At 68.9% G+C, this 19,994-nt stretch carries 20 protein-coding genes; 5 read left to right on the forward strand and 15 right to left on the reverse strand.

What is annotated here, in order from left to right:
- Positions 1-14: 14 nt before the first annotated feature.
- Both OIE47_RS14655 and OIE47_RS14660 read left to right on the forward strand, forming a co-directional pair.
- A complete protein-coding gene (locus tag OIE47_RS14655) occupies positions 15-2,039 on the forward strand; it encodes a flotillin family protein (protein ID WP_326562040.1) in 2,025 nt (674 codons plus the stop codon).
- Positions 2,032-7,086, forward strand: a complete 5,055-nt coding sequence (locus OIE47_RS14660; RefSeq protein WP_326562041.1) for a DNA repair ATPase — start codon at positions 2,032-2,034, stop codon at positions 7,084-7,086. The genes OIE47_RS14655 and OIE47_RS14660 overlap by 8 nt, the downstream gene beginning before the upstream one ends.
- 165 nt (positions 7,087-7,251) lie before the next feature.
- Here the strand turns inward: OIE47_RS14660 and OIE47_RS14665 are convergent, their stop codons facing one another.
- From OIE47_RS14665 to OIE47_RS14705, 9 genes are all read right to left on the reverse strand, one after another.
- On the reverse strand, positions 7,252-7,557 hold the full coding sequence (locus OIE47_RS14665; protein ID WP_326562042.1) for a hypothetical protein: 306 nt from the start codon (positions 7,555-7,557) through the stop codon (positions 7,252-7,254).
- A 131-nt stretch (positions 7,558-7,688) separates the two neighbouring features.
- Positions 7,689-8,375, reverse strand: a complete 687-nt coding sequence (locus OIE47_RS14670; protein WP_326562043.1) for a hypothetical protein — start codon at positions 8,373-8,375, stop codon at positions 7,689-7,691.
- Between the two features lie 40 nt (positions 8,376-8,415).
- Positions 8,416-9,453 (reverse strand): DUF418 domain-containing protein, encoded by a 1,038-nt coding sequence (locus tag OIE47_RS14675; RefSeq protein ID WP_326562044.1) that lies wholly within the window; start codon positions 9,451-9,453, stop codon positions 8,416-8,418.
- Positions 9,454-9,567: 114 nt separating this feature from the next.
- The gene (locus OIE47_RS14680) at positions 9,568-9,699 is read right to left on the reverse strand and encodes a hypothetical protein (RefSeq protein ID WP_326562045.1); all 132 of its coding nucleotides are present in this window, start codon (positions 9,697-9,699) and stop codon (positions 9,568-9,570) included.
- A 42-nt stretch (positions 9,700-9,741) separates the two neighbouring features.
- Positions 9,742-9,951, reverse strand: coding sequence for a DUF397 domain-containing protein (locus tag OIE47_RS14685; RefSeq protein WP_326562046.1), 210 nt, complete (start codon positions 9,949-9,951; stop codon positions 9,742-9,744).
- 41 nt (positions 9,952-9,992) lie between these two features.
- Positions 9,993-10,382, reverse strand: a complete 390-nt coding sequence (locus OIE47_RS14690) for a hypothetical protein (protein WP_326562047.1) — start codon at positions 10,380-10,382, stop codon at positions 9,993-9,995.
- Between the two features lie 98 nt (positions 10,383-10,480).
- The gene (locus OIE47_RS14695) at positions 10,481-11,017 is read right to left on the reverse strand and encodes a hypothetical protein (protein WP_326562048.1); all 537 of its coding nucleotides are present in this window, start codon (positions 11,015-11,017) and stop codon (positions 10,481-10,483) included.
- Positions 11,018-11,169: 152 nt separating this feature from the next.
- Positions 11,170-11,355 carry a DUF397 domain-containing protein gene (locus OIE47_RS14700; RefSeq protein ID WP_326562049.1) on the reverse strand — a complete coding sequence of 62 codons (186 nt, stop codon included), beginning with the start codon at positions 11,353-11,355 and terminating at the stop codon, positions 11,170-11,172.
- Positions 11,346-12,113, reverse strand: coding sequence for a helix-turn-helix domain-containing protein (locus OIE47_RS14705; protein ID WP_326562050.1), 768 nt, complete (start codon positions 12,111-12,113; stop codon positions 11,346-11,348). The genes OIE47_RS14700 and OIE47_RS14705 overlap by 10 nt, the downstream gene beginning before the upstream one ends.
- A gap of 225 nt (positions 12,114-12,338) precedes the next feature.
- Between OIE47_RS14705 and OIE47_RS14710 the strand changes: the two genes are divergently transcribed.
- Positions 12,339-12,560 carry a hypothetical protein gene (locus tag OIE47_RS14710; protein ID WP_326562051.1) on the forward strand — a complete coding sequence of 74 codons (222 nt, stop codon included), beginning with the start codon at positions 12,339-12,341 and terminating at the stop codon, positions 12,558-12,560.
- 169 nt (positions 12,561-12,729) lie between these two features.
- A complete protein-coding gene (locus tag OIE47_RS14715) occupies positions 12,730-12,936 on the forward strand; it encodes a hypothetical protein (protein ID WP_326562052.1) in 207 nt (68 codons plus the stop codon).
- A 91-nt stretch (positions 12,937-13,027) separates the two neighbouring features.
- Here OIE47_RS14715 and OIE47_RS14720 read toward each other — a convergent pair whose 3' ends face one another.
- From OIE47_RS14720 to OIE47_RS14735, 4 genes are all read right to left on the reverse strand, one after another.
- Positions 13,028-14,215, reverse strand: a complete 1,188-nt coding sequence (locus tag OIE47_RS14720) for a serine hydrolase domain-containing protein (RefSeq protein ID WP_326562053.1) — start codon at positions 14,213-14,215, stop codon at positions 13,028-13,030.
- A gap of 141 nt (positions 14,216-14,356) precedes the next feature.
- Positions 14,357-14,935, reverse strand: a complete 579-nt coding sequence (locus OIE47_RS14725) for a hypothetical protein (protein ID WP_326562054.1) — start codon at positions 14,933-14,935, stop codon at positions 14,357-14,359.
- 41 nt (positions 14,936-14,976) lie between these two features.
- Positions 14,977-16,191 carry an acyl-CoA dehydrogenase family protein gene (locus OIE47_RS14730; RefSeq protein ID WP_326562055.1) on the reverse strand — a complete coding sequence of 405 codons (1,215 nt, stop codon included), beginning with the start codon at positions 16,189-16,191 and terminating at the stop codon, positions 14,977-14,979.
- A 58-nt stretch (positions 16,192-16,249) separates the two neighbouring features.
- Complete coding sequence (locus OIE47_RS14735; RefSeq protein ID WP_326562056.1) at positions 16,250-16,702, reverse strand: SCP2 sterol-binding domain-containing protein; 453 nt, start codon at positions 16,700-16,702, stop codon at positions 16,250-16,252.
- A 73-nt stretch (positions 16,703-16,775) separates the two neighbouring features.
- Between OIE47_RS14735 and OIE47_RS14740 the strand changes: the two genes are divergently transcribed.
- A complete protein-coding gene (locus tag OIE47_RS14740; RefSeq protein WP_326562057.1) occupies positions 16,776-17,423 on the forward strand; it encodes a TetR/AcrR family transcriptional regulator in 648 nt (215 codons plus the stop codon).
- A 13-nt stretch (positions 17,424-17,436) separates the two neighbouring features.
- Here the strand turns inward: OIE47_RS14740 and OIE47_RS14745 are convergent, their stop codons facing one another.
- Together OIE47_RS14745 and OIE47_RS14750 are read right to left on the reverse strand one after the other, a co-directional pair.
- The gene (locus tag OIE47_RS14745) at positions 17,437-18,555 is read right to left on the reverse strand and encodes a MaoC/PaaZ C-terminal domain-containing protein (RefSeq protein WP_326562058.1); all 1,119 of its coding nucleotides are present in this window, start codon (positions 18,553-18,555) and stop codon (positions 17,437-17,439) included.
- Positions 18,552-19,952: a 3-oxoacyl-ACP reductase gene (locus OIE47_RS14750; protein ID WP_326562059.1), complete on the reverse strand. Its 1,401-nt coding sequence runs from the start codon at positions 19,950-19,952 to the stop codon at positions 18,552-18,554. Before OIE47_RS14750 ends, OIE47_RS14745 begins: the two co-directional genes overlap by 4 nt.
- Positions 19,953-19,994: the final 42 nt, after the last annotated feature.

The following is a 19,994-nucleotide window of genomic DNA, read 5'->3' on the forward strand; positions in this document are numbered from 1 at the left end:
CAGAAGGACCACTGATGGATGTGATCACCACCGGCGTCGGCGTGCTGCTGGCCGTCATCCTGCTTGTCGCGATCGGCGTGGTTTTCCTGGTCAGCCGCTTGTTCCGGAAGGTCGAACAGGGCAAGGCGCTGATCATCTCCAAGGTCCGTCGGGTTGACGTGACGTTCACCGGTGCAGTGGTGCTCCCGGTCCTGCACAAGTCCGAGATCATGGACATCTCGGTGAAGACGATCGACATCGAGCGGACCGGCCAGGAGGGCCTGATCTGCCGGGACAACATCCGGGCGGACATCCGGATCACGTTCTTCGTACGCGTGAACAAGACCAACGAAGACGTGATCAAGGTGGCGCAGGCGATCGGCACCGCGCGGGCCAGTGACCGGGAGACGTTGCAGGAGCTGTTCAACGCCAAGTTCTCCGAGGCGCTCAAGACGGTCGGCAAGCAGCTCGACTTCGTCGACCTCTACACCAAGCGGAACGAGTTCCGGGACCAGATCATCCGGGTGATCGGCACCGACCTCAACGGCTACAGCCTGGAGGACGCGGCGATCGACTTCCTGGAGCAGACGCCACTGACCAAACTGGACGCGGCGAACATCCTCGACGCCCAGGGCATCCGGAAGATCACCGAGCTGACCGCGATCGAGCACATCCGTACCAACGAGTTCCAGCGCAACGAGCAGAAGGAAATCACCCGGCAGAACGTCGACGCCCGGGAAGCGATCCTGGAGTTGGAACGGCGGCAGGCCGACGCGGAACTCAAGCAGAACCGCGAGATCGAGACGCTGCGGGCCCGCGAGGACGCGGAGATCTCCCGGGTACGGGCGGAGGAGCGGCTCCGGGCCGAGACCGCGCACATCCGTACGGACGAGCAGTTGGGCATCCAGAAGGAGAACAAGGCCCGGGAGATCGCGGTCGCGGAGAAGAACCGGGAACGGGTCATCGCGATCGAGTCGGAGCGGATCGAGAAGGACCGCATGCTGGAGGTGATCGGCCGGCAGCGGGAGACCGAGCTGTCCACCATCTCCAAGGACAAAGAGGTCGAGGTCGAGAAGCGGGCGATCGCCGAGGTCATCCGGGAGCGGATCGCGGTCGACAAGACCGTGGCCGAGCAGGAGGAGAACATCAAGCGCCTGCGGGTGGTCGAGGAGGCCGAGCGGACCCGCCAAGCGGTGATCATTCAGGCCGAGGCCGAGGCGCAGGAGGCCCTGGTCAAGGACATCAAGGCGGCCGAGGCGTCGGAGCAGGCGGCCAAGCACAAGGCCAGGGAGAACCTGGTCCTGGCCGAGGCTCGGCAGCAGGCCGCCGAGCTGGAGACCCGAGCGAAGATCCGGCTGGCGGAGGGTGCGCAGGCCGAGGCCGCCGCGGCCGGTCTGGCCGAGGTCCAGGTACGCGAGCGCGGCGCCGAGGCCATCGAGAAGGAAGGCCGCGCCGAGGCGATGGTCGAACGGGAGAAGGCGCTGGTCCTGGCCGACGCGTTGCGGGACAAGCTCAAGGGCGAGGCGGAGGGTCTCACCGAGAAGGCCGCCGCGATGGCCGCGCTGACCGACGCGAGCCGGGGGCACGAGGAGTTCCGGCTGCGGTTGGAGGCGGAGAAGGACCTCCGGCTGGCCGAGATCGACGCGCAGCACAAGGTGGCCGAGTCGCAGGCGATGGTGCTCGCCGCCGGGCTGGAGAAGGCGAACATCGACATCGTCGGCGGGGACACCATGTTCTTCGACCGGCTGGTCAACTCGATCACGCTGGGCAAGAGCGTGGACGGCTTCGTCCAGCACTCCGAGGTCGCCCAGAGCCTGGCCAAGCCGTGGCTGGACGGGGAGGCGAGTTTCCCCGCCGACCTGACCCGGATGATCGGGTCGCTGAACACCGGTGACGTACAGAACCTGACCGTGTCGGCGTGGTTGTTGCAGCAGATCAAGGCCGGTGGGGCCAACTCGGACAAGCTGCAGGACCTGCTCCGGTCGGCGCAGCAGCTCGGCCTGGCCGACCAGCCGATCGCCGCCCTGAACGGCCCGAGGCAACGGGGTACGGGTGAGTGACCCGTCGACCACCAGCGGCATGACCGGCACCGTCGAGCCGGATACCGCAGCCGTGGCCGCCACCGGCGGTGCTGTCGACGCCGGGACGTACGAGGTGTTGCGGGCTCGGCTCGCCGAGCGGGCCGGTGAGCTGGCTCGGCGGGCCGAGTGGCTGAACAGCCGCCGGTTGGAGGTCTTCGGCGGCACCGAGTTGCGGCTGATCGGCACCGAGCGGATCCGGACCCAGCACAACTGCGTACCCCGGGACATCGTCTCGGTCGGAGGGCTGATGCTGTTCGGCTACAACGTCTTCATCGGGCTCAAGCCCGAGACGACCGTGGACGACGTCTTCTCGCTGCACCACTTCGCCCGTGGCCGGGCCGCCGCCGACAGCCCGACCAGCGAGGACGACGACGCGTTCCGGTTCGACGACGTCGATCCGGGGCAACTCGCCGGGCTGCTGCGCGACCCGCAGTTCGAACGCGACTTCGGCGAGCTGTACCGGTACTACCGGGAGACCCGGTTGGTGCAGTTGCGACGGCTCGACGGGCGCCTGCTGGCGGTCTTCCAGACCGGGCCGCGTACGGAGGACATCCGGGTCCTGCGCTGGCAGGTCGACGTCGATGGCACCATCACGTACCTGGACAACCGGGGCGAGCGGGATCACGTCTTCCCGCCGTCACACGACTTCGAGTGGACCGAGACGACCCGCGACGACCACATCCTCGGCCGGCATCCGCACATCTCCATCGACGACGAGGTGTTTGTCGAGACGGTCGGCGGGACGCTCACGGTCAAGGTGGAGAACAACACCGAGACCGGCCAGGGCATCTACGAGGAACCGGTCGACGAACCGTTGCAGAGCCTCGCCGACGCCGACATCCAGCACGCCCGGATCGGCCCGCTGATCCTGCTGCGGATGCGGCCGTACAAGGAGACCCGGTGGCGGCACCTGGTGTTCAACACCAGGACCAAGGAGGTGGTCCGGCTCGACGGCATCGGGCAGGCCTGCCAGCGGCTGCCCGAGGACCACGGGATCATCTTCCCCGGCGGCTACTACCTGGCCACCGGGGTCAGCCGGACCTTCGACACCGACACCGAGGGGCTGGAGTTCGAGCGGATCATCCGGTCGACCAACGGCGAGGACGTCCTCTACGTCTTCCACAACCGCAGCGCCGGTCGGACCCTGCTGCTGCCGTACAACGTGATCCGCAAGGAGGTTGCCACCCCGGTCCCGTGTCACGGTTACTCGCTGTTCGACGACGGGACCCTGGTGGTCTTCCGGGCCACCTCCGACGAACCGACGCGGGTGCACCCGATGCAGGTGTGGCAGACCCCGTACCTGTCCGACAGTTACGCCGCCGGGCAACCGGTCGGCACCGGGCCGCTGGAGCGGGTCGGGAACGCGGACCTCGTACGCGGAATCTCGGACTGCCTGTCGGTGGCCCGGATGGTCAACGAGATGACCCCGACCCTCGGGGTGTTCGAGGCCCTGATCACCGCCTGCGCCCGGATCTTCGACCACTACCACTGGCTCGGTGAGGCCGACCTCGGTGACCTGCGGGCCCCGCTGAGCGAGGTACGGGCCACCGGCAAGCAGGTGCTGGACGAGTTCGAGAAGGTCCAGTCGCTCACCGCACACGCCGCCGAGACCCTGGACGAGGCCGCCGCCCGGACCGCGACCCTGGTCCGGCAGGTACGCGGTGAGGCCCCGCGCACCGCCGACGAGTGGGTACGCCAGCTCGCCGGGCTGCGCCAGGCGCAGGGACAACTCGTGACCCTGCGCGACCTGCGGTACGTCGACCTGGCGCGGATCGACGAGCTGAGCGGGGAACTCGACTCCGAACTGACCTCCACCGGTCAACGGGTGGTCGCCTTCCTCGAACGCGACGACGCGTTCGGCGACTACCAGGCCGAGGTGGAGCGGCTGCGTACCACCGCCGGGGCGATCGGGACGGTGGCCGAGGCCGCCCCGCTGCGCGACCGGCTCGCCGAGCAGGCCGAGGGTCTGCAGGTGGTGACCGAGGTGGTCGGGTCCCTGGAGATCGCCGACGCGACCGTACGGACCGGGATCCTGGCCCGCATCGGTGAGGTGCTCGGCGCGGTCAACCGGGCTCGGGCGACCCTCGACGGTCGCCGCGCGCAACTGCTCACCGCCGAGGGGCGGGCCGGTTTCGCGGCCGAGTTCGCCCTGCTCGGGCAGGCGGTGACCGGTGCGCTGGCGGTCGCCGACACCGCCGAGCGGTGCGACGAGCAGCTCGGCCGGCTGCTGCTCCAGGTGGAGAACCTGGAGTCCCGGTTCGGCGAGTTCGACGACTTCCTCACCGAGCTGACCACCCGCCGGGCCGACATCTACGAGGCGTTCTCCGCCCGCAAGCAGGCCCTGCTGGACGAGCGGGCCCGCCGCTCCGACCGGCTGGTCGGCTCGGCCGAACGGATCCTGGTCAGCGTGCACCGCCGGCTCACCGGGCTGCGCTCGATCGACGAGATCAACACGTACTTCTCCTCCGATCCGATGGTGGCGAAGCTGCGCGGGGTCGCCGACGAGCTGCGTACGCTGGGCGACCCGGTCCGGGCCGAGGAGCTGGCCGGGCGGATCAAGGCCGCCCGGCAGGAGGCCGGGCGGGCCCTGCGTGACCAGCAGGACCTGTACCTCGACGGCGGTGCGACGATCCGGCTGGGCCGGCACAGCTTCTCGGTGAACACCCAGGAGGTCGACGTCACGCTGGTGCCGCACGACGGCGAGCTGGCGGTCGCGGTCACCGGCACCGACTACCGGGCACCGGTCCGGGACGAGACGTTCCAGCAGACCCGACCGTTCTGGGAACAGCTCCTGGTCTCCGAGTCGCCGGAGGTCAGCCGGGCGGAACACCTGGCCACCTCGATCCTCGCCGACGCCGGGGCGGGTGCCGGCGGTCTGACCATGGAGGCGTTGCACGAGGCGGCGGTGAGCCGGCCGGCGCTGGTCGACCTGGTCCGCCGGGTCGCCGAGGGCCGGTACGACGAGGGTTACGAACGCGGCATCCACGACCACGACGCGGCGGCGATCCTGGAACCACTGCTGCGCCTGTACGACGGCGCCGGTCTGCTGCGGTTCCCGCCCGGAGCCCGTGCCGCCGCCCAACTGTTCTGGACCTTCGGTGCGGACGAGCCGACCCGGACCGCCTGGTCCACCCGTGCCGGTTCGCTGGCCAGGGCCCGTACCGCGTTCGGCGCCTCGGCCGCGATCGCCGAACTCTGCACGGAACTCTCCGGTGCCGCGGCGCGGTTCCTGCACGAGGCCGGGCTGCCGGAACAGGCGGCGGTGGCCCCGCTCGCCGCCGAGTACCTGTTCGAGGAGCTGTCCCGGGCACCGTTCGGTTTTGTCACCGGCTCCGGTGCCCGCGCGCTGCTCGACCGGTTCCGCCGCACCCTCGGCGGCCCCGCGTCCAAGTCGGTCCAGGAGTACGACGAGGACCTGCGGGCGCTCGGCGACGACCTGGCCGCCCGGCACCAACTGGTCGAAGCGTGGCTGGAGTCGTTCCTGCGTACGGCGGACACGTCGGCGTCGACCGGGCAACCGTTGGACGCGTACGACCTGGCGGAGGCGGTGGCGATCGAACTGTGCGGGACCGCCCTGCCCCGGCACGAGTCGGCGGCGACCCTGACGGCCGAGGTGACCGGGCTGCTCGCCACCCATCCCCGGATCGTCGATGCCCGGCTGCCGCTGCGGATCGACGAGCTGCTGGCGCGTACGCGTGAGTTCCGGACCGTGCGGGTGCCGGCGTACCGGGCGTACCAGCGGCGGCGCAACGAGCTGGTGGCCAGCGAGCGGACCCGGCTCCGGTTGTCCGAGCACCAGCCGAAGGTGCTCAGCTCGTTCGTCCGCAACCGCCTCCTGGACGAGGTCTACCTGCCGCTCATCGGGGACAACCTCGCCCGCCAGATCGGCGCGACCGGCGACGGCAAACGAGTCGACCAGATGGGCCTCCTGCTGCTCATCTCCCCACCGGGTTACGGCAAGACAACCCTGATGGAGTACGTCGCCAGCCGGCTCGGCCTGGTCTTCGTCAAGGTGAACGGGCCGGCTCTCGGTTCGGCGGTCACCTCGGTCGACCCGGCCGAGGCACCGAACGCCACCGCCCGGCAGGAGGTGGAGAAGATCTCGTTCGCGTTGGAGCTGGGCAACAACGTGCTGCTCTACCTGGACGACATCCAGCACACCTCACCGGAGCTGTTGCAGAAGTTCATCTCCCTCTGCGACGGCCAGCGCCGGATGGAGGGCGTCTGGGACGGCCGTACGCGAAGCTACGACCTGCGCGGAAAGCGGTTCGCGGTCTGCATGGCCGGCAACCCGTACACGGAGTCGGGGCGGCGGTTCCGGGTGCCGGACATGCTGGCGAACCGGGCGGACGTGTGGAACCTCGGTGACGTGCTCTCCGGTCGGGAGGAGGTGTTCGCGCTCAGCTACCTGGAGAACGCGGTCACCTCGAACCCGGTGCTGGCGCCGCTCGCCGGCCGGGACCGTGGCGACCTGCAACTCCTGGTCCGGCTGGCCCGGGGCGACGAGACCGTACGCGCCGACCAGCTCACCCACCCGTACGCGGCGGTTGAGTTGGACCAGATCCTGTCGGTGCTGCGCAAACTGCTCCGGGTGCAGGAGGTGGTGCTGGCGAACAACCGGGCGTACATCACCTCGGCGGCACAGGCGGACGCGTCCCGTACGGAACCGCCGTTCCTGCTCCAGGGCTCGTACCGGAACATGAACAAGCTGACCGAGCGGGTCGTGCCGGTGATGAACGACGAGGAGTTGGAACGGGTCATCGACGACCACTACCTCGGTGAGGCGCAGACCCTGGCGGCCGGCGCGGAGGCGAACCTGCTGAAGCTGGCCGAGCTGCGCGGTCGGTTGTCCGACGAGCAGGCTCGGCGGTGGGCCGAGGTGAAGGCGGGTTATCTGCGGGAACGCGCGCTCGGCGGCGACTCGGACGACGCGATCGGCCGCGCGGTCGGCGCCCTGGGTCTGCTCGCGGACCGGATCGCCGCCGTCGAGTCCGCCATCGAACGAGCCAGCCGCTCCGAGCGGTAAGCCGGGTCCTCTGCGTCGGACGTCGGGTTGTGGCCTGGCATCGTGTCGAGTGCCAGTGCCTCTTCGCCTACGGCCTTCAAGTGGCGAACGTCGGTGATCACGTCTTGCGAGGTCAGCGGCGATTCGTCGAGAAGTTGCAGCACGAGGGCCTGCACGTACCGGTAGCTATCCATCGAGGGAGCGTTTCTTGCTTCGGGAAAACCATGGCCAGCTCCTGATCCACTGCACAGAGCCGATGGCCATGAGGAGGACGGCCGGCCAGATCAGATGCACCCAGCCGCCGCCGAGCAGCAGCGCCGCACCGAGCAGAAACTGTCCGCCGCCCTCCACCAGCACCAGCCAGGCGTCCGTACCGGTGGAATCACGGGCCTTTGTATCGCCGCGAAGCAGCAGCGTCACACCACGCCACAGGCCGAGCCCTCCGAACACCAGGGACGTCCAGCCCGCCAAAATGATCAACCAGCCGGGCACCCGCGGCTCCTTCGGAGTCATCCTCGTCGCTGTCCTGATCGAGGGTAGGTCCGAGGGTCGAGGCGGAGAACCTCGAAGGTCGGGAAGCGCATGGTTCGCCGCTTCCCGACCTTCGGTTGAATCGTGCGAAGTCAGCCACCGGCCGGACGGCGGGCGGGACCATTGTCGACGAACCGGAACGTGCTGCGCAGGGGCGCGTCGCCCAGTTCCTCGAGAATCAGGCCGTTGGTGGGCGAGTGTTGCAGGTACGCCGAGTTGTTACTGATCCCGTACGAGCCCTTGCCGTTGGGGATGATCGTGAACTGCTGGGCCGGGTTCTTAGCGTCGCAGAGCGCCCCCTCGACGGTCAGCGACCCCCCGTTGCCCGGGTTGTACGCCTGCCAGCAGGACGCCTCGTCTGCGGCGGGGTGATTGTTGGCCCTGGTGTACGCCTTGATCAGGTACTTGTCACCGCCGATCGGGGTCGGGACGAACAGTTGGCGTCCACTGTTGTCGTCGGCCTCGATGAGCCGGTCGTCGAGTGACACCCCGCCCTCGGACGCCTGCGCCCGCACGATGGTGACCTCACGTTTGCCGGACAGCTCGGCGCTGGGCGCGCCCGCCGGAGCAGGCGGAGCGGCCGGTGCCTTTCCGGACGGCGGCGCCACCGTGGCCGTACCGGGTGCCGTGCCCCCGGTGGTCGCGGATGGTGTCGCGGTGACCGTGGCGGCAGCCGATGACGTCCCCGCAGCACCGGGTGTCGTGCCACCCTCACACGCCATCAGGGCGCCGCTGCACGCCAGCATCACCGCGCCGGTAACCCATTTCATCTTCAACATGCCGTACTCCTCAAAGCCGTGGGGGGGGGAAACGAGATGGTCAGGCCGCGACACGCCGGTTGCTGGTACGGCTCCACCAGGTCAGGCAGCGCCAGACCCATTCGAGTGGCCCGTACCGGTGTCGTGTCAGCCAGTAGCGGCTGAACACGGCCTGGACGGCGAGGATCGCCACGGCGAGCAGGATCATGCGGCCGTAGTGGGCGGATTCGTGCAGCCCGAGCAGCGGGCCGGCGACCGCCGCGATGAGGGTGGCGCCGATGTAGTTGGTCAGCGCCATCCGTCCCAGCGGTGCCAGGACCTGCTCAAGCACGGCCCCCCACCGGGTGCCCAGCAGCAGGAGCAGGCCGGTGCCGTACGCGGTGGCGCCGATGAGTCCCGCGATGGCTGCGGCGATCTCCCCGTTCGGGTCGGCGAACGTGGCGGCCTGCCAGACGGTGGCGGGTATCAGTGCCACCGCGCTGACACCGAACAGCACCCCGATCTGCCTGCGGCGTCGCGCCAGGGTGTCGACGATGCCGTAGCGCACGACCGCCTGTCCGAGCAGGAACAGTCCGGGGATGAGCAGCAGTCCCCCGCCGAGCAGGATCCCGGCGACGAGTCCTAGGACCGCGAGCGGCAGGACGATCTGCCGGGGCAACCACGATGCGGGCAGCAGGACCAGAACACCAAAGATGGCGTACGGAAGCAGCGCCTCCCCACCGTGGAGTTGCTGGTGGGCTATGCCGAGGACACCGAGTACGGCGAGCCGCCGCAGGAGCACCAGCCGAGGGTTGCGGGCCCGAGCGGTGGCGGTGTCGAGGAACAGCGCGAAGCCGATGCCGAACAGCAGGGAGAAGATGGGGAAGAACCGGCCGTGAACGGTGTATTCGAGCAGTTCGGCGGCGACGTACCGGCCACCGGTCGACGGGCCGATCGCCATGTTGGCGATTCCCCCGGGGATGTTCACCAGGAGGATGCCGCAGAGGGCGAAGCCCCGTAGGGCGTCGAGGGCGGCAACCCGTGGCCGCGACCCGCTGGTGTCCTCCGGCACCGCGACACCGGGTCCGGCGGTGCTCGTACGAGAAGGTGTCGGGGTCATGCATTTGAGAATGTCGAATGGCGGCGGCGGTGCCTTCCGCCTGCGAGCCGGCACCGGGCCGACGCTGGAATGAGATCGTGCGCGCTGGCCTCCACCAAAAGGTGGAGACCGACATCAGGCCCCGAGCAACAGGTCCTCGGTGTCGCCCACGAGCACACAGCGCAAGTCGTCCGCCACCTCGCCGCACGCGCCGCCGTTGCCCCTGCCCTCGGTGCTCTTGCACCAGCCGGCCCAGATCACGTCCACGCCTCCCCTCCCCACCCCCAATCTCCCCTGTTGATCATGAAGTTAGCGCGCTCTGGGCGCAGAAAAGTTGTCGCTAACTTCATGATCAACCAAGGGGTCGGTGGGCGCAGGGGAGGGGTTGCTGGGGGTTAGCGGGTCTTGGTGAGTGTCGCGTACGAGCACGTGGGGGAGGTTGTCTGCCACCTCTACGCAGTCGCCGCCGTTGCCGCTGCTCTTGGTGCTCTTGCGCCAGTTGGCCTCGGTCACGTCCATGTCTCCGCCACTCCCATCGTCAGGTGGATCCACTGCTCGGGCTAGGCGGCAAGGCCCAGTAGGTCTGCCGCGTGGGCGTTGAAGCGCTGCACCTCGTACACCTCGGCGTAGGGCTTCATCCGCCGTTGCAGATCGCGGACGGTTTCGATCGTGCGTGACGAGTTGACCGACGAGGCCAGGTCCACGACGTGCGCTGCCCTCGTAGCGGCACCTTCCACGTCCGTGCGCTGTAGCTCAGCAATCGAAAGTGCCGCCTCGCTCAACGCGCCCCGCCGTGCTCGACCCTGGCGCCGCGCGCCGTTGGCCGACTCGTTGGCGAAACGTTCTATCTCGGCCGTCTGGTCGAGATCTCTGAAGCAGTGGGCAGCTTCACCGAACAGATACGGCCCGTCGATGAACTTCGCCCACGCTGGCTCATTTTCGTGGACCACTCGGCCGAACAGTTGCTCCGCCTTCGCGACCGACCTGGCCGCCGCACTCGACTCACCGAGCGCGGCGAGCGCTCGTGCCTCGAGAATGTGCAGGTCAGCTATGCAGGCGGGCGAATCGTTTCGGCGACGCCACGTCGGCCGGCGCGAGCGAGCATCAGGGCTTCTCGCGGATGGCCCAGAAGATTGGCCTGATCGGACATGCCGGCCAGGATGTGCGCGCCGAGCGCGGCGCTGTTCGACGCCTGCGCGAGCCGTAGCGCCTGAATGAGGTAGCGCTGGGCCAAGCCGTGCTCGCCGTCGTCGTACGCCATCCACCCCACCAGGTAGGACTGCTCCGCGGTGGCCTCGAAGAGCGCCTGCTGTACGGCCGGCTCATGCTCGCGCTTGAGCAGCGGCAGTACGTAACTCTGCATGTACTCGACCAGGGCGGTACGAGCGTGACCGCCACCGCGCATGACATCGAGGTCCTGGAACAGCGAGAACATGTCACGGATGCCCGCGACCTGGCGCATGCCTACCTGGCGAGGGCCCTGCTCGGTAGCGGTCTCCTCCAGCGTCGCCAGCAACCAGTCGCGACTGGGTGCTCCGAGGGCGGCAAGGATGAACGGTGCCTTCACGATGTCGCGGCGTTCCACGTCGGATCTCCCGAGATCGGCGATCGTTTCGAGTGTCGCGTACGTGCTGTCCGAAGGTTGGTCGTGCCGGCGTACCCGTGTTTCGGATCGGTGTGGCGAAAGCGGCAGCGGCCGGGATCCCTGTGCTGAGGGTCCGGCCGCTGCTCGGTGACTCAGTGGTTCTTGGTCACCGCTACGAAGGCGCGCCAGGCGTCGGGGGTGAAGCTGAGGGTGCCGCCGTCGCGGTCCTTGGTGTCGCGTACGAGCACACGGGGCAGGTTGTCGGCCACCTCGACGCACGCGCCGCCGTTGCCGCTGCTCTTGGTGCTCTTGCGCCAGTTGGCCTCGGTCACGTCCATGTCTCCGCCACTTCCGTCATCAGCTCGATCGACTGTCGGTGGGGCAGGGCTTCACCCCGGACCGACTCCCACGAACCCTGTAGTGCCGCCACGTGCTCGGCGCTCTCGACCACCTGGCCCTCCAACTGGTTGTCGAGGTAACAGGTGATCCGACCGCCGGGGCCGGCGGCGACCGCGAAAGGTCCGTTGAGGCCAGCGTACGCGCCGGCCGTCGATGGAACGAGATGCACTCGGATGTGAGGTTCCTGGCACGCGGCAAGCAGTGCGCGCACCTGTTCGAGCATCACCTGCGGGCTGCCGATCGGACGCCGTAACGCGCCCTCGTCCAGGCAGGCGGTGAACTGGGGCGGGTTCTTGCGGGACAGGATCCACTGTCGATCCAGCCGGTCGCGGACCTTCTGCTCCACGTCGTCCCGGCTGATTGGCCCGGCGTCGGTGAGCACGGCTCGTGCGTACGCCTCGGTTTGCAGTAGCCCCGGCACGACCAACGGCTCAAACCATCGCAACGACAATGCCTCGTGCTCGGCCTCGGCCCACGGTTTGAACCACTGTGGATCCCGGCGCCGGCCCGTGTTCGGCCAGAGGTCGGACACCTTCTGGCCGAGCACGTTGGCGGCGCGCACGCGGGTCCGGGCGTGCGGGATCCGACCTGGATCGAGCCATCGGCTGACTGTTTTAGGATCGACAGCGGTCTTCTCCGCCAGCGACTCGATCGTATAGCCGGCCTGAGCCATCGCGGCCCGCAGAGCCTCATTCACGTTTTGTGCCTCCCCTAGGGACAGAGCGTGGAATGTCTCCCGACATTACATAGGTGACATGTTGTTGTCTGCCCCTTACGCGGGAGGGTTTTGGGCAGCAGGGCCGCCCAAATGGGCGGAACTGCCGGGACCTTCCGAGCCCCTTACCGGAAGGTCGACACACCGGATAGCGCCCCGGCTACGAGACAGGCAGTCCGTGGCCGGGGCTGCCCACCTGGAGGTGACATGCCCGTTGACGCCCCGCCGGCCACGCCCTCGCTCGTGCTCTGGGCGGCTCGGCGTGTGTTCCTGATGCACACCGAGCCGACCGAGGTGAATCGCTCCACCGGCAGTTGCAAGCAGTGTCGCCCGGAGGGATGCGAGATGTTGGCCTGGGCCGGCACGATCCTGCGCGAATCGCGGTTACGTGCGAACGCCGCCGATCATTACGAGGCGAGGCGGCAGTGACATTTCAAGATCAGGCGATCATCTGTATTCGGTGCAGGAACCGCGCTGGTAGCGGCCTTCCGCACGACTGCATCGACCAACCGGAAACACGCGTCTACCGGGATGTCCGCTGTCTCTGCCCGTGCGTGCCCGGTCGGCCTACTCCACCCGACGATGAACACCCGCGCCTGTGACCGAGCTGGTGAAAGTCACCGTCAACCTCACCCCGGACGCGAACGACGCGCTGACCGCGCTCACCGCCGACCGGCGTACGACAAAAACGGACGCCCTCTGCCGTGCCCTGCGGGTGGCCGCAGCCCTGCACGGGCTCGCGCCGGGTGGACGGTTCACGATCGTCCCGCCCGACGGCGACCCGGTCGAGATCTGGCTGGTGTGACCCTTTCCAGCGGGTAAAGGTCGGCGGGCTGTGGCGTTCCACTGCCTCTATAGGGGCACTGGAACGCCACAGCCCGACCCAACCGAGCCGGTCAGTGCAGGGCGAGGGCGGCGGTGATGATGGCCTGGCTGACGGCGGTTGGGTTGTCGCCCTTGGCGTCGGTCGAGGTGATCGAGAAGGCGAGTCGGAAGGTGCCGTCGCGGGTGGCGGCGATGGCGCTGGAATAGCCGTACCGGGAACCGCTCTTGACCCACAGAGTCTCGCCGGTGGGCAGCGGGAAGGCGGTGAGGCCGATGCTGTACGCCGCCGGGTCGCCGTCGAGGTCGTCGACCTGCGGGAGGGTGAACATCTCGTTGAGCTGGGCGGCCGGAAGCAGGCGACCGCCGAACAGGGCCGCGCTGAAGCGGTCCAGGTCGGCCAGGGTGGAGATGATGTCGCCGGCGGCCGGGGTGATGGACTGGCTCCAGTTCGTCACGTCGACCAGCTCGGTCTGCCCGTCGCGGACCACGGTCTGGTAACCGTGGGCGTGCGGGCCGCGGATGGTCGGGTCGTCTCCGGGTACGGAGGTGTCCCGCAACCCCAGCGGCGTGAAGATCCGGTTCTGCATCTCCCGCGCGTACGAGTGCCCGGTGACCTTCTCGATCAGCATCCCGGCGACGATGTAGCCCATGTTCGTGTACTGCTGCTTCGAGCCAGGCGGGGTGAACACCGGCTCGTTGCGCAGCGCCTCCCGGACGATCCGTTCCTGCGTCCAGCGGTCGTACCGGTGGTCGATCGACCACTCGATGTCGTCGGGCAGCTTGGGGCTCGGCAGTCCGCTGGTGTGGTCCAGCAGCTGGCGTACGGTCACCCGGTTGTAGTCGGCGGTCAGCAGTCCGGGCAGGTAGCGGCGTACGGGAGCGTCCAGGTCGACCCGGCGCTCGGCGGCGAGTTGCAGTACGACCGTGGCGGTGAAGACCTTCGTGACGCTCCCGATCCGGAACCGGGCGTCCCGTGGCACCGGTGTGCCGGTCCGGAGGTTCCCGACTCCGGCGGCCCCGGTCCAGCAGCCGGCCGGCGTGGTCAGCCGGACCTGGGCGCTGGTCGCCTCGGCGGTCGGCAGTCCGGCGATCGCGGCCCCCAGCCCGCTGCCGTCGAGCGTGCCGGAGGGGCAGGCAACGGGCGGGTGGTGCCCGGCGGTCCCCGTCCCGGACGCGAGCGCCGGTCCGGCGGCGCCGATCGCGAGGGTCGTACCGAGCAGGAGCGCGAGGGCACCATTGCGGCTCTTGGTGAATCTCATGCGATTCACCCTCTCCGGCGGCGACCTACCGGACATCGGGGTCGCAACCCCCGGCTTCCCCGGAGGGCTTGCCTTACGGGTGGCCGACGGGCCCGCCCCCAGGAGAATCCTGTGTGGACGGGCCCGCCGGGTGCGTGCTGGTCAGCGGCTCTGGAGGGCGTCCAGGGCGACCGCCATGGCGATCACCAGACGGCGGTCGAGCTGCGGGTTCTGGATCTCGATGACGTACTTGTCGCGCAGGCCCCACTTCTTGACCACCGAGAACGCCGGCTGGTCGCCGATGAGGAAGTCGAAGTGGTACGGCAGCCAGCTCAGCGAGTCGACGAAACGACGCAGCAGGGCGACCGGGAGGCTGCGCTCCTGTCCACGGGCGGCACCGAGACCGGGCTGCTCGACGATCCAGGTCGACCGGAGCAGCGACGCCTTGAAGTCCTTGCGGAACAGGCCGATGCCGTTTCCGGCCGCGTCGGTGATGTCGTACGTCGCACCGAGGTCGATCTTCTGCCGGGCCTTGAAGCCGAGCACCGGCTGCTGCTTGGTGTCGTCGGTGTAGAAGGTGACCTGTTCCTTGAAGGCCATCCGCTTCTGCTGCGCGAACGCCAACAGGGCACCCTCGGCACCGTCGGGCGCCACCGCGCGTACCTCGTACTGGTTCACCATCATGCGCAGCCGCTGACGTACGTAGAACTGTTGCTGGCTCTGAATGGAATCGACGGACATAGTGCTTGCCTCGTTCTGACGAGAGGGAATGTGGAGGCGCGTCAGCGGATCGTGGATCCGGAGATGGCCCGGGCGATGACCATACGCTGGATCTCTGACGTTCCCTCGAAAATTGTGTATATCTTTGCGTCCCGATACCACCGTTCTACCGGATGATCCCGGAGGAATCCGGCGCCGCCGAGGATCTGTACGGCTTTCTCGGTGACCGATACGGCCACCTCGCCGGCCTTGAGTTTGGCCATCGAGCCCTCGCCGGCCAGGAACGGGCGGTTGTTGCGCCCCATCCAGGCGGCCCGCCAGACGAGCAGTCGGGCGGCGTCGATCTCCATCCGCATGTCGGCCAGGGCGAACGCCACCGCCTGGTGCTCGACGATCGGGCGGCCGAACTGGACCCGTTCCTTGGCGTAGTCGAGCGCGTACTCGTACGCGGCGCGGGCGACGCCGAGGGCCTGTGCGCCGACGGTGGGGCGGGACAGCTCGAAGGTGCGCATGGCGGCCTGTCCGGTCGACCGCTGTCCGGTACGGGCCCGGTCGAGGCGTTCGAGCAGCCGTTCCCTGCCCCCGAGCAGGCAACTCCCGGGTACGCGTACGTCATCGAGGAAGACGTCGGCGGTGTGCGAGGCGCGCAGTCCGAGCTTGCGGAGTTTCCTGGTCGCGTGCAGTCCCGCCGTCCCCGGCGGTACGACAAACGCGGCCTGCCCACGGGAGCCGAGCGTCGGGTCCACGGAGGCGGTGACGACGCGCACCCCGGCGATCCCACCGTTGGTCGCGTACGCCTTCTGCCCGTTGAGCACCCACTCGTCGGTGGCCTCGTCATACCGGGCCCGGGTACGGATGGCGCTGACGTCGGATCCGGCCTCCGGTTCCGTGCTGCAGAAGGCGGCGACCGCCGGCTCGTCGACGGTGCCGTAACACTGCGGGACCCATTCGACGAGTTGTTCCGGGGTGCCGGTGCCGTAGATGGCGGCGACGGCGAGGGAGGTTCCGAAGATGCCGAGCCCGATGCCGGCGTCACCCCAGAAGAGTTCCTCGCTGGCGATCGGCAGGCTCAGCCCGGTCGGGTCGGACCAGCAGTTGGCGACGAACTCGTAGCCGTACAGTCCGATTTTTGCCGCTTCCTGGATGACCGGCCACGGGGTTTCCTCGCGGCTGTCCCATTCTTCGGCGGCCGGGCGCACGACCTCTTCGGCGAAGCCGTGCACCCAGTCACGCAGATCGCGCTGCTCCTCGTTCAGGTCGAGCGAGAACTCGGTCACGCGGTTGCCGCCCGGCCGCGTACGGTCACGCCGGTCAGCCCTCGGGCGGTCATGCCGGTCAGCCCTTGGGGATGTCGAAGAGGTTGGCGATGTTGGAGGCCAGGGCGAGGTCGCCCTTTGCCTTCAGCTTGCCGGTCATGAACATCATGACCGGGTTGGCGCCGCCGGAGACGACCTTGAGGAACTCCACCGGGCCGAGGGTGAGGGCGAGCTTCGGGTCGCGCACCGGGGTGCCGGTGACCGTGCAGGTGCCGTTGTCGATGACAACCTCGTAGGTGTCGACGCCACCGTCGGGGCGGCCGGAGATGTTCCAGTGGATGACCGTGTTGGTCGAGCCGGCGCGGTCGGCCCGGAACAGCGACGGCATCCGCTCGAAGATCTGGTCGAGGATGGGGCCCCGGCTGTCGCCCTTCATCACCGTGGCGATCTGCGCGTCCGGAGTGGTCTTGACCAGCTTGGCGAACTGCTTCGGATCCAGGGAGGAGAAGCTGGCCGGGTCGAAGTCACTCATTGGGGTGCACCTTCCGAGAGAAATTGAAGTTACTCTGGCGTAACCTTACGGGCGAGTAGGTATGCTCGCAAGGATGTCGAGCTACCCCACCTTCAAGCGGCTGCCCCGCGCTGTCCGGGAACAGCAGATGCTCGACGCTGCCGTGAAAGTGTTCTCCCGTCGTGGGTATCACAGCGCGAGCATGGACGACATCGCCGAGGATGCGGGCATCTCGAAACCCATGGTCTACGCGTACCTCGGAACCAAAGAGAGCCTTTTCACCGCATGCCTGCACCGCGAGGGCACCCGCATGATGGAGGCGATCGTCGGCGCCGTCGCGGCTGAACTTCCCCCGGACGAACAACTCTGGCGGGGCCTGCGAGCCTTCTTCGGATTCGTCGGTGCGCACCGGGACGGCTGGGCGGTGCTCTACCGGCAGGCTCGCAGCGAGCAGGTGTTCGCCGGCGAGCTGGCCACCATGCGCACCCAGGTGGTCGAGGTGGTCGCCGCGCTGTTGCGTCGCAACCTGCCCGTCCCGGAGCCCGGAGCCCGCCAGGTCACCGACACCGACCTGGAGGTGATGGCGTACGCGCTGGTCGGTGCCGCCGAGTCGCTCGCCGACTGGCTCACCGACCACCCCGCCGAGGACCCCGAACGGCTGGCCACCCGACTGATGAACGCCACCTGGCTCGGCGCCGGCCAACTCCGCCTCGGTCAACTCTGGCGCCCACCCGCCTCCTGACCGCGCGCGGTTTCTAGGCGTCGACCGGGCGCAGGGAGCCGAGCAGGTGCGGGGCGCCGGAATCCGGATCGTGCAGGGAGAAGTCCCAGGCCGGAGTGGCGCTGAAGTTGACCGTGCCGGGCAGCCTGATCGGCACCTTGAACGCCACCTCGACGGTGTACGCCTCCGGCAGCCGACCCTCCAGTGCGGCCAGGCACCGGGCCTTGCTCCACATCCCGTGCGCGATCGGGCGCGGGTAACCGAGCAGGCGGGCGCCGATCCGGGAGGTGTGGATCGGGTTACGGTCACCGGAGGCGCGGGCGTAGGCCGTACCCACGTGAGGATTGACCCGCCACTGGCCGGTGGGGGCCGGCGGCGCCGGGCGGTCACCCGGCTCGCGCCGCTCACCCGCCGTCGGGGTCGGCTCCTTGCGGAGGTACGTCGACACGTCGTGCCAGACCGGCTCCCCGTTCACCGACGCCGTGGCGAGTACGTCGAACTGCCGCCCACGGGCATGCGGACGCGCGTCGGCGGTACGCACTGCCAGGTCGAGCGTCTCGCCCGCGTCGATCGGCCGGAGCAGACTGATCCGGTTCGCCACGTGCACGAGCCCGAGCAGCGGGAACGGGAAGTCCGGCGCGGTCATTAGTCGCATCGCCAGTGGAAACGCCAGGACGTGCGGGTACGTCGCCGGCAGCGTGTCGGTGAGCCGGAACCCGCACACCCTGTCGTACGCGGCCAGGTGCTCCCGGTCCACGCTCACGCCCTGCAACAGCAGTTCCGTACGCGGCAACGGCGCCTCGACCTCGCTACGGGTGGCCGCCGCCGGCCGCCGCCGACGCGGAAGGAGCGCGGTGACCGCCCGCCGGTAGAGCGCACCGACAGCCGGCGCCCTGCTCAACTCGACCCGCTCGTCCCGCTCCGGAGCGGCAACGGGGACCGTCTCGTCCGCGTCGCTGATCCGGACCGTCTCGCTCGTATCGCTGATCCGGACCGTTTCGTCCGCGTCGCGGGTCGTGAGTTGGACCGTTTCGTCCGCGTCGTGGGTGGGGAGCTGGACTGTCCGGTCGGGGTCCATGCTGGTGATCCGGACGGTTTCGTCCGGGTCCGGGTCCGGAGGTGGGGTGGCGGGGGCGTCCGGGTTGGACATCATGCTCCCAGCAGGCTCTGGCCGCAGACGCGGACGATGTTGCCGGTGACTCCGGCGGAGGTCGGCGCGGCGAACCAGGCGATCGTCTCGGCCACGTCGACCGGGAGTCCGCCCTGCGCCATGCTGTTCAGCCGTCGACCGGCCTCGCGCAGGCCGATCGGCATCCTGGCCGTCATCCGGGTCTCGATGAAACCCGGCGCGACCGCGTTGATGGTGATGCCCCGTTCGGCGAGGACCGGCGTCATCGAGTGCACCAGCCCGATCACCCCCGCCTTGGCGGTGGCGTAGTTGGTCTGGCCCCGGTTGCCGGCGATGCCGGCGATCGAGGAGACGCTGATGATCCGACCGCCGACCGGGATCAGGTCCCGGTAGAGCAGCAGGTCGTTGATCCGCTCCTGGTTGGAGAGGTTCACCGCGAGCACCGAGTCCCAACCGCTGGCGTCCATCCGGGCGATGGTCCGGTCCCGGGTGATGCCGGCGTTGTGCACCACGATGTCGACCCGACCGTGCCGGTCACCGAGCTGGTCGGCGAGCCGGGCCGGCGCGTCGGACGCGGTCAGATCAAGTTGTACGGCACTGCCCCGGATGTCGTTCGCCACGTCCGCGAGCAAATCCCCGACCGCCGGTACGTCCAACGCGACCACGTGTGCGCCGTCCCGTGCGAGCACCTGGGCGACGGCGGTACCGATCCCACGGGCGGCACCGGTGACCAGCGCGACCTTGCCGGCGAGGGGCCGGTCCCAGTCGATCCGTTCCCGGTCGCCCTCGTCCCCGGTGCCCGGATCGGTCACCCGGATGACCTGCCCGGAGACGTACGCGGACCGGCCGGAGAGCAGGAAGCGCAGCGTCGACTCGATCTCGTACCCGGCGGTCCGGTCGACGTAGACGAGTTGGGCGGTGATGCCCCGACCGAACTCCTTGCCGATGCTGCGGGTCAGTCCTTCGAGGGCACGCTGGGCGGTGGCTTCCCGTGGGGCGGCGCACGACTCCGGCGGGGTGCCGAGCACGATCACCCGACCGCTCGGCAGCACCGACCGTGCGTACGCGTGGAAGAAGTCGTAGAGCGGGCGGAGTCCGGCCGAGTCGGTGATGCCGGTGGCGTCGTACACCAGTGCCGCGTGCCGGATGCCTCCCGTCGATGCGGGGTCGGCCGACGTGCGGTCGGGTGCTGTCGTCTCGGTTGACGGCGGGTCGGTGAGTTCGACGCCGGCCGAGGTGAGCAGCTTGGTGACGGGTTCGCGTAGCCGTCCGCCGGGAGCGGCGTCGAACAGAACGGGACCGGGTACGAGAGGATCGCCCGGCCGGTACCGGCGCAGTCTGGGCGGATCGGGCAGGCCGAGTCGCTTGACGAGGGCGCGGCCGGCGCCTGAGTTCGCGAAGCTCGCGTACCTGTCACTCATAGGCGTAGCCTACTGGTGAGTAGGTTTGGTGCAAGCCCTGAA

The organism is Micromonospora sp. NBC_01796 (assembly GCF_035917455.1).
In the GTDB taxonomy this organism is placed as follows: domain Bacteria; phylum Actinomycetota; class Actinomycetes; order Mycobacteriales; family Micromonosporaceae; genus Micromonospora_G.